Source organism: Kitasatospora sp. NPDC093102 (genome assembly GCF_040683915.1).
GTDB lineage: Bacteria > Actinomycetota > Actinomycetes > Streptomycetales > Streptomycetaceae > Kitasatospora.
Map to the genome: position 1 here is coordinate 653284 of NZ_JBFBFA010000001.1, position 12510 is coordinate 665793.

General features: G+C 72.7%; 12 protein-coding genes. 2 read left to right on the forward strand and 10 right to left on the reverse strand.

What is annotated here, in order from left to right:
• The first annotated feature begins 35 nt into the window (after positions 1 to 35).
• Positions 36 to 698 carry a SigE family RNA polymerase sigma factor gene (locus AB0O11_RS03060; RefSeq protein ID WP_363381267.1) on the forward strand — a complete coding sequence of 221 codons (663 nt, stop codon included), beginning with the start codon at positions 36 to 38 and terminating at the stop codon, positions 696 to 698.
• A 205-nt stretch (positions 699 to 903) separates the two neighbouring features.
• On the opposite strand, the gene AB0O11_RS03065 is transcribed toward AB0O11_RS03060, so the two are convergent.
• The 5 genes from AB0O11_RS03065 to deoC all read right to left on the reverse strand — a co-directional run bounded on the left by AB0O11_RS03065 (position 904) and on the right by deoC (position 5586).
• Positions 904 to 1527, reverse strand: a complete 624-nt coding sequence (locus AB0O11_RS03065) for an ATP-binding protein (RefSeq protein WP_363381268.1) — start codon at positions 1525 to 1527, stop codon at positions 904 to 906.
• Positions 1528 to 1589: 62 nt separating this feature from the next.
• A complete protein-coding gene (locus AB0O11_RS03070) occupies positions 1590 to 1994 on the reverse strand; it encodes a hypothetical protein (protein ID WP_363381134.1) in 405 nt (134 codons plus the stop codon).
• A gap of 223 nt (positions 1995 to 2217) precedes the next feature.
• Positions 2218 to 3120, reverse strand: a complete 903-nt coding sequence (locus AB0O11_RS03075; RefSeq protein ID WP_363381137.1) for an aldehyde dehydrogenase family protein — start codon at positions 3118 to 3120, stop codon at positions 2218 to 2220.
• The gene (locus AB0O11_RS03080; protein ID WP_363381138.1) at positions 3113 to 4594 is read right to left on the reverse strand and encodes an aldehyde dehydrogenase family protein; all 1482 of its coding nucleotides are present in this window, start codon (positions 4592 to 4594) and stop codon (positions 3113 to 3115) included. The genes AB0O11_RS03075 and AB0O11_RS03080 overlap by 8 nt, the downstream gene beginning before the upstream one ends.
• A 5-nt stretch (positions 4595 to 4599) precedes the next feature.
• Positions 4600 to 5586, reverse strand: coding sequence for a deoxyribose-phosphate aldolase (deoC, locus tag AB0O11_RS03085; protein WP_363381139.1), 987 nt, complete (start codon positions 5584 to 5586; stop codon positions 4600 to 4602).
• 106 nt (positions 5587 to 5692) lie between these two features.
• On the opposite strand from deoC, the gene AB0O11_RS03090 reads away from it, so the two are divergent.
• Entirely contained in the window at positions 5693 to 6376 is a 684-nt protein-coding gene (locus AB0O11_RS03090; protein ID WP_363381140.1) for a PH domain-containing protein, read from the forward strand.
• A gap of 57 nt (positions 6377 to 6433) precedes the next feature.
• On the opposite strand, the gene AB0O11_RS03095 is transcribed toward AB0O11_RS03090, so the two are convergent.
• The 5 genes from AB0O11_RS03095 to pgsB all read right to left on the reverse strand — a co-directional run bounded on the left by AB0O11_RS03095 (position 6434) and on the right by pgsB (position 12493).
• On the reverse strand, positions 6434 to 8158 hold the full coding sequence (locus AB0O11_RS03095) for a phospho-sugar mutase (RefSeq protein WP_363381141.1): 1725 nt from the start codon (positions 8156 to 8158) through the stop codon (positions 6434 to 6436).
• Positions 8159 to 8348: 190 nt separating this feature from the next.
• On the reverse strand, positions 8349 to 9170 hold the full coding sequence (locus tag AB0O11_RS03100) for a purine-nucleoside phosphorylase (RefSeq protein WP_363381142.1): 822 nt from the start codon (positions 9168 to 9170) through the stop codon (positions 8349 to 8351).
• Between the two features lie 220 nt (positions 9171 to 9390).
• Positions 9391 to 10470 carry an NlpC/P60 family protein gene (locus AB0O11_RS03105; protein WP_363381144.1) on the reverse strand — a complete coding sequence of 360 codons (1080 nt, stop codon included), beginning with the start codon at positions 10468 to 10470 and terminating at the stop codon, positions 9391 to 9393.
• 17 nt (positions 10471 to 10487) lie between these two features.
• Entirely contained in the window at positions 10488 to 10970 is a 483-nt protein-coding gene (locus AB0O11_RS03110) for a poly-gamma-glutamate biosynthesis protein PgsC/CapC (RefSeq protein WP_363381145.1), read from the reverse strand.
• Entirely contained in the window at positions 10967 to 12493 is a 1527-nt protein-coding gene (gene pgsB, locus AB0O11_RS03115; protein ID WP_363381148.1) for a poly-gamma-glutamate synthase PgsB, read from the reverse strand. Before pgsB ends, AB0O11_RS03110 begins: the two co-directional genes overlap by 4 nt.
• Positions 12494 to 12510: the final 17 nt, after the last annotated feature.

The window sequence follows — 12510 nt, forward strand, 5'->3', positions numbered from 1 at the left end:
CCCCGGGGAACAACCGGGGGACCGGGGGGAACGGTCTGCGGACGGTCGGTTCGGGGGAACCGGCCGGTCGCGAGGCCGCCGGTGCGACGCTGCTGCGGCTGAACCCCGCCGCGGCCCGCACCACCGAGGCCGGGCAGGGAGGCGCGCAGGGGGAGCACCCGGCCGTCGCGGAGGACCACATCACGGAGTTCACCGCGTACGTGCGCGAGCGCCGCGCCTCCCTGTACGCCACGGCCTACCACCTGACCGGTGACCGCTACGAGGCCGAGGACCTGCTGCAGAGCGCGCTCTTCAGCACCTACCGGGCCTGGGGCCGGATCACCGACAAGGCCGCGGTCGGCGGGTACCTCCGCCGCACCATGACCAACCTGCACATCTCCGCCTGGCGGCGCCGCAAGGTCAACGAGTACCCGACCGAGGAGCTGCCGGAGACGGCCGGCGACACCGACGCGATGGGCGGCACCGAGCTGCGCACCGTGCTCTGGCAGGCGCTGGCGAAGCTGCCGGAGAACCAGCGCACCATGCTGGTGCTGCGGTACTACGAGGGCAAGACCGACCCGGAGATCGCCGACGTGCTGGGGATCAGCGTCGGTACGGTCAAGAGCAGCATCTGGCGCGCCCTGCGCCGGCTGCGCGAGGACGAGCACCTGAACAAGTCGGGTGACACCGTCCGGGCGTTCGGCGAGCTGGTCGCCTGACGAGGACTCCCGTCGGGGGACGGGAAGCGGACGGTCACGGTCCGGGGGCAGCGGCTCGGGGGAGCATGCCCGTGGGGGAGCCGAGGACCGTTCGGGGAAGGCGAAGGGCCCGGTGCGGGGGAGACGCACCGGGCCTTCGTCGTGCCCTGGGGTCCGGACGACAGGTCCGGACCGCGGTTTCGGACCGCGGGTCCGGGCGGCGGTCTCAGACGGCGGAGAGCTCGGTGGTCCGGGCCGTGGCGCGGATCCGCCGCTCGGCCTCGGGCCCGGCGCACGCGTACGAGCCGAGCGCGACCTGCCGTCCGACGATGGACCGTTCGGCCCGCATCAGCCGCAGGCCCCGGCGCAGCAGCACCGGCAGCGACTTGCGGCTCTCCCGGACGTCCCGGCGCAGCCGGCGCCAGGCCGTGGTGAATGCGCCGTTGCGCAGGCACAGGGCATCGCCGAGCAGACCCTGGTCGGCGCACTCGGCGGTGATCTCGGCGGCGAAGATGCCCTCCGCTATGAACGCGCCCGCCCCGCTCAGCTCCAGGCCGCGGGTGCCGACCCGGCCGTTGTCCGGGATCGAGTACACCGGCACGTCCGCGCGGCCGTGCTCGTGCAGGGCGCGGATCGCGGCGACGGCCTGGTCGCGGTGCCAGGCCAGCGGGGAGTCCCAGTCGACGGCGCCGTCCGGCAGTCGCGGCAGGGTCGGGTCGTCCCCGTCCTTGTAGAAGTCGTCGAGCTGGAGCACCGGCAGGCCGCTGCGCTCGGCCAGCGAGGACTTCCCCGACCCGGAGGGCCCGGAGAGCAGGATCACCCGGGCATGCCCGGTCGGTGCGGGGTTCATGGGGGAGTCACTCACGGGACACCAGTCTGACGCATCCCGGCCGGTTGCCGAAACCGGTCGGTTCAGACCTTCTGCGGCGGCGGGCCGGCGAGGGCGGCCCGGAGCATCGGCAGGCAGCGGCTGTCCACCTGGAGGTACACCGGCTCCCCGGTGCCGGGCGGCCGGTACGCGGTGGCGGCCCAGTCCTGGTCGTGCCAGGTGTCGGGCTCGGGCTCGTGGAAGGTGCCCCCGACGGGCAGTTCGAGCGGCTCGGCGCCGCGCGCGCGGAAGCACGCGGTGGCGGCTCCGGGGGTGATCCCCAGCTTCCCGTTGACGTAGCCGGGTCGTCGGCCCGGCCGGTCGGACCGGGCCGAGCAGGGCAGCCGCACCGCCTTCCCGGCGGCCAGCCGGCGCCGGGCCCGGGCCACCTGCCACCGGCGCAGCACGCCGTCCGTGACGAGTGCCATCAGCTCGCCCAGCTCTTCCATTGCGCCCCCTCGGCCGTTCCCGTACCGGCGATTCTGGTCAGGACGCACACGGGCCGGGAGCCCCGAAAGTCGGCCCGGGCGGCGACGAAAGTCGCCGGAAGGGCGACGGACCCGCGCCAGGGGGGGAGAGGCGCGGGTCCGTCCGATGACCGTCCGGGCCCTGGGGGGGGTGAGGGCACTGGGGACGGCCAGTCTGTGGAGTTGTTGCTCGGAGCGGCGGAGGTCAGATCCCCTTCGGGTGCCAGACCGTCTTCGTCTCCAGGAACGAGAGTAGCCGGTTCGTACCGGGCGCATTGGTCCAGTCCTGGGCGAACGGGTCCAGCACCGGACGGACCACCCTCTTCAGGGTATCCGCGGCGGCCGCTTCGAGCGCCTGCGCCGCGCCGGGGCCGTCGGCGGCGATGGCCCCGGTGAGGTCCAGCGCGTTGACGTCCTGGTGCGAGGCCAGGGTCGGGGCGATGTCCGCGGTGTTGCCCGAGATGATGTTGACCACGCCGCCCGGGACGTCCGAGGTGGCCAGCACCTCGCCCAGCGACAGCGCGGGCAGCGGGGCGTCCGCGGCGGCCGCGACCACGACCGTGTTCCCGGTGGCGATCGCCGGGGCGATCACCGAGACCAGGCCGAGCAGCGAGTGCCCGTACCCGGCCTGCGGGGCGACGATCCCGACCACGCCGGTCGGCTCCGGGGTGGAGAGGTTGAAGTACGGCCCGGCGACCGGGTTGGCGCCGCCCGCGATCTGGGCGACCTTGTCGGTCCAGCCCGCGTACCAGACCCAGCGGTCGATCGCGGCGTCCACCAGCGCGGCGGCCTTCTTCGGGCCGATGCCCTCGGAGACGGCCACCTCGGCGGCGAACTGCTCGCGCCGGCCCTGGAGCATCTCGGCGACCCGGTACAGCACCTGGCCGCGGTTGTACGCGGTGGTGCCGGCCCAGCCCTTGACCGCCTTGCGGGCGGCCACGACGGCGTCGCGGGTGTCCTTGCGGGTGCCCAGCGGGGCGTTGGCGAGCCACTCGCCCTTCGAGTCGGTCACTTCGTACACCCGCCCGCTCTCGGAGCGCGGGAACTTCCCGCCGACGTACAGCTTGTAGGTCTTGAAGACGTCAAGACGCGTCGCGACATCAGACATCGAGGTAGGCCTCCAGACCGTGGCGGCCACCCTCGCGGCCGTAACCCGACTCCTTGTAACCGCCGAACGGCGAGGCCGGGTCGAACTTGTTGAAGGTGTTGGCCCAGACCACGCCGGCCCTGAGCCTGTCGGCCATCCAGAGGATGCGAGAGCCCTTCTCCGTCCAGATGCCGGCGGAGAGGCCGTACGGGGTGTTGTTGGCCTTCTCGACCGCCTCGGCGGGGGTGCGGAAGGTCAGCACCGACAGGACCGGGCCGAAGATCTCCTCCTGGGCGATCCGGTGGGCCTGGCTCACACCGGTGAACAGGGTCGGCTTGAACCAGAAGCCGGTGCCCGGGAGTTCGCACGCCGGCGACCAGCGCTCCGCGCCCTCGGCCTCGCCGGCCTCGGTCAGCGCGGTGATCCGGGCCAGCTGCTCGGCCGAGTTGATGGCGCCGATGTCGGTGTTCTTGTCCAGCGGGTCGCCGACCCGCAGGGTGGCCATCCGGCGCTTCAGGGCGTCCAGCAGCTCGTCCTGGACGGACTCCTGGACCAGCAGGCGCGAGCCCGCGCAGCAGACGTGGCCCTGGTTGAAGAAGATGCCGTTGACGATGCCCTCGACCGCCTGGTCGATCGGCGCGTCGTCGAAGACGATGTTCGCGGCCTTGCCGCCCAGCTCCAGTGAGAGCTTCTTGCGGGTGCCGGCCAGCTGCTTGGCGATGGCGCGGCCGACCGGGGTGGAGCCGGTGAAGGCGACCTTGTTGACGTCCGGGTGCGCGGTCAGCGCGGCGCCGGTGCGGCCGTCACCGGTGACGATGTTGACGACGCCCTTCGGCAGACCGGCCTGGCGGCAGATCTCGGCGAAGCGCAGCGCGGTCAGCGGGGTGGTCTCGGCCGGCTTCAGGACGACCGTATTGCCGGTTGCCAGGGCGGGCGCGATCTTCCACGCCAGCATCAGCAGCGGGAAGTTCCACGGGATGACCTGGCCGGCCACGCCCAGCGGCTTCGGGTTCGGGCCGAAGCCGGCGTAGTCCAGCTTGTCCGCCCAGCCCGCGTAGTAGAAGAAGTGCGCGGCGACCAGCGGCAGGTCGACGTCACGGGTCTCGCGGATCGGCTTGCCGTTGTCGATCGACTCCAGCACGGCCAGCTCGCGGCTGCGCTCCTGGATGATCCGGGCGATCCGGAACAGGTACTTGGCGCGCTCGCTGCCGGGCAGCGCCGACCAGTCGGCGAAGGCCTTGCGGGCGGCGGCGACCGCGCGGTCCACGTCCTCCTCGGTGCCCTGGGCGAACTCGGCGAGCACCTGCTCGGTGGCCGGGTTGACCGTCTTCAGGGCCTCGTTGCCGGAGGAGTCGACGAACTCGCCGCCGATGAAGTGGCCGTAGGAGGTGGCGATGTCGCCCGCGGCGGCCGGGGACTCCGGGGCCGGGGCGTAGGCGAAGAGGCCGCCGGCGGGCTTGGCCGCGGGCTCCTCGGTGTTCTTCTTCTTGGCCATGGTGATCAGTCCACCGTCACGTAGTCGGGGCCGGAGTAGCGGCCGGTGGCCAGCTTCTGGCGCTGCATCAGCAGGTCGTTGAGCAGGCTGGAGGCGCCGAAGCGGAACCAGTGCGGGGTCAGCCAGTCGTCGCCGAGGGTCTCGTTGACCATCACCAGGTACTTCATGGCGTCCTTGGTGGTGCGGATGCCGCCGGCGGGCTTGACGCCGACCTGGACGCCGGTCGCCGCGCGGAAGTCGCGGACCGCTTCCAGCATCAGCAGGGTGACCGGCGGGGTCGCGTTGACGGCGACCTTGCCGGTGGAGGTCTTGATGAAGTCGGCGCCGGCCAGCATCGCCAGCCAGGAGACCCGGCGGACGTTGTCGTAGGTCTGGAGCTCGCCGGTCTCGAAGATCACCTTGAGGTGGGCGTAGCTGCCGTCGGCGCGCTTGCACGCCTCCTTGACCGCGACGATCTCGTTGAAGACGTCGAGGTAGCGGCCGGAGAGGAAGGCACCGCGGTCGATCACCATGTCGATCTCGTCGGCGCCCGCGGCCACCGCGTCGGCGGTGTCGGCGAGCTTGACCGGGAGGGCGGCGCGGCCGGCCGGGAAGGCGGTGGCCACCGAGGCGACCTGGATGTCGGTGCCCTTCAGGGCGGCCTTCGCGGTGGCGACCATGTCCGGATAGACGCAGATGGCGGCGACGCGGGGGGTGGTCGGGTCGGTCGGGTCGGGGGTCCTGCCCTTGGCGCACAGCGCGCGCACCTTGCCGACCGTGTCCGCGCCCTCCAGCGTGGTCAGGTCGATCATCGAGATCGCCAGGTCGATGGCGTACGCCTTCGCCGTGGTCTTGATCGAGCGGGTACCGAGAGCGGCGGCACGCGCCTCCAGGCCGACCTGGTCGACGCCGGGCAGGCCGTGCAGGAACCGGCGGAGCGAGGCCTCGGACGCCGCAACGTCCTGAAGGCCGCTGCCCGCAACGCCGAGGGCATTGGCTGCAACAGTGGACATAGTCACCAGAGCAGCATATCTACGCGCGTAGTGGGCCGCCAGGGCGCCCACCATTCGTGGCCGGACCGAGACCTCAGGGCGAGCGGTATGGGGCAGAATCGACGCCATGACCGATTCCGACGGCAAGCCCCACCAGGGCCCAGCCGCCCCCGACGGGGATCCTGCGTACGCGGACCGCGTGTACCGCTCTGTCCCCGGTGTGATCTCCGGAGTGCTGCTGCTGGTCGTCGCGGCCTGGCTGATCGGCGACGCGGTGGTGAGCGGGACCGGGAAGACCCCGTACGTCTCGCTCGCGGCGGTGCCGGTGTTCGCCTTCCCGGTGATCGCGTACACGCTGCGGCCGGCCGTGTCGGCCGGCCGCGACCGGCTGGTGGTGCGCAACCCGTGGCGGACCATCGTCGCGCCGTGGGCCTCGGTGGACGCGCTGCACGCGGGGTACTCGGTCGAACTGCTCGCGGACGGCAAGAAGTACCAGGTCTGGGCGGTGCCGGTGTCGCTGCGGCAGCGCAAGCGGGCCACCCGGGGGCAGGGGGCCGGCGCTGCCGAGCACGCCTCCCGGATCGGCCTGGGACTGGGGTCGGCCGCCAAGCGCACCAACCCGGTCGTCCAGGGCTCGCCCGACCCCACCCGTGCCTGGTCCGACCAGGTCACCGCCGTCCTCCAGGACATGGCCGAACGCAACGCCGGCCGCCCCGCCGCCGCCGGTCCGGTCGAGGTCCGCTGGTGCTGGTGGGTCATCGCCCCCACCCTGGCCGGCCTGATCGCGCTGATCACGGTCATCGCGGTCTGAGTACGAGTGCAGGGCCCGCCGGTCGGTGACCGGCGGGCCCTTTCGTGTCCGTGGGCGTCAGGGGGTGATGCCGGCGGCCCGGGCGAGGTCCTGCTTGATGGTGGCGAGGAGGGCGGCGGCGCGGTCGCGGGTGGGGGCGAGGTCGGCGGCGGAGGCGACCGGGAGGACGACCTCCAGGTAGCACTTGAGCTTCGGCTCGGTCCCGGAGGGGCGGACCACGATGCGGGCGGAGCGGACGTCCTCGCCGGCCAGGCAGTAGCGCAGGCCGTCGGTGGGCGGCAGGTCGGCGGAGCCGGTCGACAGGTCGTCGGCGCGGGTGACCTGGAGGCCGGCCAGGACGGTCGGCGGCTGCTCGCGCAGGCGGAGCATGGCGTCGGCGATCAGCGCGAGGTCCTGGACCCGGACGGAGAGCTGGTCGGTGGCGTGCAGGCCGTGCTCCAGCGCCAGGTCGTCCAGCAGGTCGGACAGGGTGCGGCCGGACTTCTTGAGGGTGGCGGCGAGCTCGGCGACCAGCAGGGCCGCGGTGATGCCGTCCTTGTCCCGGACGCCCTGCGGGTCGACGCAGTAGCCGAGCGCTTCCTCGTAGCCGTAGCGCAGGCCCTCGGCGCGGGAGATCCACTTGAAGCCGGTCAGTGTCTCGGCGTAGCCCAGGCCCGCCGCCTCGGCGATCCGGCCCAGCAGGGTGGCGGAGACGATGGTGGTGGCGAAGGTGCCCTCGGCCTTCTTCGCCACCAGGGCCGAGCCGAGCAGCGCACCGACCTCGTCGCCGCGCAGCATCCGCCAGCCGGCCGAGCCGCTGCCGCTGCCGGCCGCGTTGCCGTTGGCGGGGACGGCCACGGCGCAGCGGTCGGCGTCGGGGTCGTTCGCGATCACGATGTCCGGGCCGACCGAGACGGCGGTGCGGAAGGCGAGGTCCATCGCCCCCGGCTCCTCCGGGTTGGGGAAGGCCACGGTCGGGAAGTCCGGGTCGGGCTCGGCCTGTTCGGCGACCACGGTGGGCGCGGGGAAGCCGGCCCGGCGGAACGCGGCGACCAGGGTGTCGCGGCCGACGCCGTGCATCGGGGTGTAGACCACCTCCAGGTCGCGCGGGCCGTGCTCGTCCATGATGGAGACGGCCCGGGACAGGTAGGCCTCGACGACCTCCTCGCCGAGCACCTCCCAGCCCTCCTCGGCGCGCGGGACCTCGTTCAGCGAGCCGATCGCGTCGATCCCGGCGGCGATCCCGGCGTCGGCCGGCGGGACGATCTGCGAGCCGTCGCCCAGGTAGACTTTGTAGCCGTTGTCCTGCGGCGGGTTGTGGCTGGCGGTGACGGTGACACCGGCGGCCGCGCCCAGGTGGCGGACGGCGAAGGCGAGCACCGGGGTCGGCAGCGGGCGCGGCAGCAGCGCGGCGCGCAGGCCGGCGCCGACCACCACGGCGGCGGTGTCGCGGGCGAAGTCGTACGACTTGTGGCGGGCGTCGTAGCCGATGACGACCAGGTCGCCCAGGCCCTGCTGCTTGACGTACGAGACCAGGCCGGCGGCGGCCCGGATCACCACGGCGCGGTTCATCCGCATCGGGCCGGCGCCGAGTTCGCCGCGCAGGCCGGCGGTGCCGAACTGGAGCCGGTCGGAGAAGCGGGCGGCGAGCTCCGCCCAGGCGAGCTTGCTGTCGGTCTCGGCCTCCGGGCCCTCGGCCCGGGCCAGCAGGGCGCTGAGCTCCTCGCGGGTCTGCGGGTCGGGGTCCTCGGCCAGCCAGGTCCGGGCCCGGGCGAGGAGGTCGGTGGTGGGTGCCTGCGTCATACCAGCTCCATCGGGAAGTGCGTCGGTGTGTCGGCCGGAGGTTCCGCTGCGGGTCGGGAGGGTTCCGCTGTGACCGGAGGATTCCGCAGAGTAGGGAGTCGCTTATGCGGACGGGGCCCACGGGAAGGTGTGATCAGCGGATCACACCGCCCGTGGGCCCCGTCAGTCATGATTCTGCGCCTCGAGGGCGTCAGATCCGCTCAAGGACCTTCGCCAGCAGCTCGCCCATGCGCTCGGCGGAGGCCTTGCCGGCCTCCAGCACCTCTTCGTGGTTGAGCGGCTCGCCGGTCATGCCGGCGGCCAGGTTGGTGACCAGGGAGATGCCGAGCACCTCGGTGCCGGCCTCGCGGGCGGCGATGGCCTCCAGGGTGGTGGACATGCCGACCAGCTCGCCGCCGATCACCCGGGCCATGTTGACCTCGGCCGGGGTCTCGTAGTGCGGGCCGCGGAACTGGACGTAGACGGCTTCGTCCAGGGACGGGTCGACCTCGCGGCAGAGCTCGCGCAGACGCTTGGAGTACAGGTCGGTGAGGTCGACGAAGTTGGCGCCGACGATCGGGGAGTCCCCGGTCAGGTTGATGTGGTCGCTGATCAGGACCGGCTGGCCCGGGGTCCAGCCCTGGCGCAGGCCGCCGCAGCCGTTGGTCAGCACGATGATGCCGCAGCCGGCCGCGGCGGCGGTGCGCACGCCGTGGACGACGGTGGCCACGCCGTGGCCCTCGTAGTAGTGGTTGCGGCCGAGGAAGATCAGGGCGCGCTTGTCGCCGATCTTCACCGAACGGATCTTGCCGGCGTGGCCGGCGACGGCGGGGGCGGGGAAGCCCGGGAGCTCGGTGACCGGGAACTCGGCCACGGTCTCGCCCAGGGCGTCGGCGGCCGGCACCCAGCCGGAGCCCATCACCAGGGCGACGTCGTGCCGCTCGGCACCGGTCAGCTCGCGCAGGCGCTCGGCGGCGGCCTGGGCGGCGGCGTAGGGGTCGGCGGAGACGACCGACTGAGGAGAAGCGTTCACGGGTCCGAGGATAGACGGGTTTCGGCTACGCGCGTAGAAATTCAGCCGCAGCATGCCGGATCGTTACCCGGTTGACCCGAAAGCACAGCTCGGTGGTGTGTCCGGGCCGCCGGGGTCGTCGGTTCCCACACGGAGGACGTTCCGCCCCCGCGCGCCCGTACCCTCCGGGGCCGCCCTGTTCTCGCCCGTCGCTCCCGCGCCCGCCCCTTCCGCGCGCGGCTCAGAGCCGCTTCGCGTTGCGCAGCCCCTTCGCGTACATCCCGTTGTCGTCGAGCCGCGAGGTGCCGCCCTTGTCGCCGAAGGTCGGGCCGTCCGCCTCCTCGCGGCTGGAGATGTACCGGGGGTGGCCGTCGGTGTCCAGGCCCAGGTAGATGCCGGTGTGGTCGAGCCGGGCGCCGGTGCGCGCGTCGATCTCGAAGAACACCAGGTCACCGGGTTGCAACGGGTCGATCGAGGCCGGGCGCAGAGTGGTCTCCGAGCCGGGGGCGGTGGTCAGCGGGATCACCGGGACGCCGGGGCCGACCCGGGCCAGGCCGTTGGCGGTGCGCGGCAGGCCGGGCCCGGCGACGTCCTTGGAGAGCATCGGGTAGCCGGAGCGGTAGCCGTACACCATCCGGACGAAGCCCGAGCAGTCGAAGGCGCCGTAGCGGGTTTTGTCGGGCTGCTTGGCGACCTTGTCGGCGAACGTGTACGGAACGCCGAGGTAGTCGAAGAAATCGGTCTGTTCCAGCCGCAGGTCGTTGCCGACCGAACCGTTCGGATTGAGCGGGCCGAACGAGGCGTCGCCCTTGAAGCGCACGCCCTTGGCGTCCTTCTCGGCGGGCGCGCCGGACACGTACTGGGTGGCCACCGCCAGCACGTCGTCGGAGGTGGAGCCGAGCGACTGCTGGAACCAGGTGCGGAACCAGCCCTCCTGCTCGGCGCCCGGCTTCCAGGGCTGGGGCATCAGCCGGACCCAGGCGTCGGTCACCACGGTGGCGGTGGTGGTGCTCGGTTCGGCGAAGGTGCGGCTGGGGCCGGCCAGGACGGCGGTGCGGGCGCCGTCGGTCAGCGTGGCGACCACGCCGCCGCGGGCGTCCCGGACCACCGTGCGGTCCGGTCCGGTCAGCCGCTCGTAGCGGTGGCCGGCGGGCGAGGCCGTCCCGGCCGCGGTGGGGGCCGGGGCGGTGATCAGCGGTGCGCTGCTGCCGGCGGCCGGCTGCCGGTCACGGTCCCGCAGCTGGACGGTGAGGTAGCCGCTGGCGGCCAGCAGGGTGACGGCGAGGCCGCCGCTGAGCAGGGACTTGCGGGTGACGGGCATGGGGGCTTCCGTGGGGATCAGGTGCCGGGCAGGGCGCCGAGCAGCACGCCGGCGGTCAGGACGACGTAGTTGGCGAGCGTCACCGTGCTGGTGGCCATCAGGGTGGCCGCCCGGGGCTGGCGGACCAGCTGGTAGGCGATCAGGCCGGGGACGATGAAGCCGAGCGTCTGGTTGGCGTACAGGGTGGGCAGTTCGCGCTGGAGGACCAGCATCACGGTGGCCTGGAGCAGCACGCCGATCAGCACCACGGCGGCGAACAGGCGCTTGCCGTAGAGGATCACCAGCTTCTGGACCACCCGGGTGGCGAGGAAGGTCAGCACCGTCACGCCGATCACGATGGCCACCCGCTGGAGGTCCTCGACCAGGGTGAGGGCCAGCCAGCCGGGGGTGATCATGCCGCCGGGGGAGAGGTTGGTGGTCAGGTAGCAGACCAGCGAGAAGACCAGGCCGAGCGCGATGCCGATGGCGGCGATCTCGGGGGTGAGCTCGGTGGGGATCACTGCTGGTCTCCGTAGTGGGTCGTGCGGTGGCTGGGGTCGTACCAGGAGTCGGGGACGGGTTCGGGGCGGTAGACGGGCTCGGCGTGGGCGGGCGCGTCGTGGGCGGGACGGCCGTACCCCGGCTCCGGGTATCCGGGTTGGGCGTACCCCGGCTCCGGGTACCCGGGTTCGACGTGCCCGGGCTCGGTGTGGTCCGGTGCCGGGTACGCCGTCCACGCGTGAGCCGGTTCGCCGTACGCCGGTTCGAGGTAGGCGGGTTCGCTGTACGCGGAGTCGTCGTAGTCCGGCTCCGGGTAGAGCGGCTCGGGCTCGTGGTACGCGAACTCCGGCGTCCCCCCGTCCTCGTCGGGCTCCAGCCGGGCCAGCTCCTCCAGGAACAGCTCGCCCTGGCCGTGGATGTTGCCGACCGCCACCAGCGAGGTGTCCGGGCCGAGTTCGGCCAGCAGTTCGGAGGTGAGCGAGGCCGGGTCGCGCTTGTCGCCGCCGAGGTCGACCACCCGGCCCGACCAGCCGGCCGGGATGCCGTCGCGGGCGCTCTTGGTGGGGTGGCCGATCAGGAAGACCGTCTCCGGATCGAGGTCCGGGACGATCTGGCCCATCTGGCCGTTGCGCTCCACCCGGTCCGGGCGGCAGTTGATCACCACACTGAGCGGTCGGTGGATCGCGCCGAGGCCCTCCAGCTGACGGACGTTCATCAGCGTGGACTCGGGGTCGTTGGCGGCGAAGACGTTGGCGAAGCGCAGCCGCTTGCCGTCCGCCGTCCGGTAGCGCTCGACGGAGAGCACACCCGGGTCCGGCGGGGCCGCCCACATGCCCTGGAGCGCGGTCTGCCGCTCCACGCCGAGGAGTTCGGCGACGGCGAGGGCGATCGCCACGTTCTCCTTGAAGGTGAACCAGCTGAACCCGCGCAGCTCCTCGTCGGTGACCGACTCCGGGTCCACCACGATCAGCCGGCAGTCCCGCTTGGCCGCCTCCTCGCGCAGGATGTGGGCGCGCTCCTGTTCGGCGGTCACGCACACCCCGCCGACCGGCATCGAGCGGGACAGCGAGCGGGCGACGTCGTCCAGGGTGGGGCCCATCTCGGCGAGGTGGTCCTCGCGGACGTTGCACAGCACGCCGATCGTGGACTGGATCAGCTTGGTCTGGTTGACCTCCTGGAGCGCCGGCATGACGGCCATGCACTCGATCACCAGGGCGTCCGGCCGGTAGGTGGCGGCACGGCGGACGATGCCGATCTGCTCCACCACGTTGGCGATGCCGAACTTGCGGTAGACCGGCTCCTCGGTGGCGTCCGGGTGGATGAACCGGGCCGCGGTGCCGGTGGTCTTGGCGACGGTCACCAGCCCGCCGCCGCGCAGCGCGCCCGCGCACAGCCGGGTGATCGAGCTCTTGCCGCGGATGCCGTTGACCAGCACCCGGGTCGGGATCTGGTCCAGGGCGGTGAAGTGCCGGCGCTGTTCGACGATGCCGGCCACCAACAGCACGGTGCAGCACACCAGCAGCACGACGTAGAGGAAGAGCACGGGAGGTCCTTCGGGCG

What these genes read in the sequence shown, in the direction of transcription:
- AB0O11_RS03065 (WP_363381268.1), bottom strand. Translation starts at nt 1,527, where the DNA reads ATGAACCCCGCACCGACCGGGCATGCCCGGGTGATCCTGCTCTCCGGG.
- AB0O11_RS03070 (WP_363381134.1), bottom strand. Translation starts at nt 1,994, where the DNA reads ATGGAAGAGCTGGGCGAGCTGATGGCACTCGTCACGGACGGCGTGCTG.
- AB0O11_RS03075 (WP_363381137.1), bottom strand. Translation starts at nt 3,120, where the DNA reads ATGTCTGATGTCGCGACGCGTCTTGACGTCTTCAAGACCTACAAGCTG.
- AB0O11_RS03080 (WP_363381138.1), bottom strand. Translation starts at nt 4,594, where the DNA reads ATGGCCAAGAAGAAGAACACCGAGGAGCCCGCGGCCAAGCCCGCCGGC.
- deoC (WP_363381139.1), bottom strand. Translation starts at nt 5,586, where the DNA reads ATGTCCACTGTTGCAGCCAATGCCCTCGGCGTTGCGGGCAGCGGCCTT.
- AB0O11_RS03090 (WP_363381140.1), top strand. Translation starts at nt 5,693, where the DNA reads ATGACCGATTCCGACGGCAAGCCCCACCAGGGCCCAGCCGCCCCCGAC.
- AB0O11_RS03095 (WP_363381141.1), bottom strand. Translation starts at nt 8,158, where the DNA reads ATGACGCAGGCACCCACCACCGACCTCCTCGCCCGGGCCCGGACCTGG.
- AB0O11_RS03105 (WP_363381144.1), bottom strand. Translation starts at nt 10,470, where the DNA reads ATGCCCGTCACCCGCAAGTCCCTGCTCAGCGGCGGCCTCGCCGTCACC.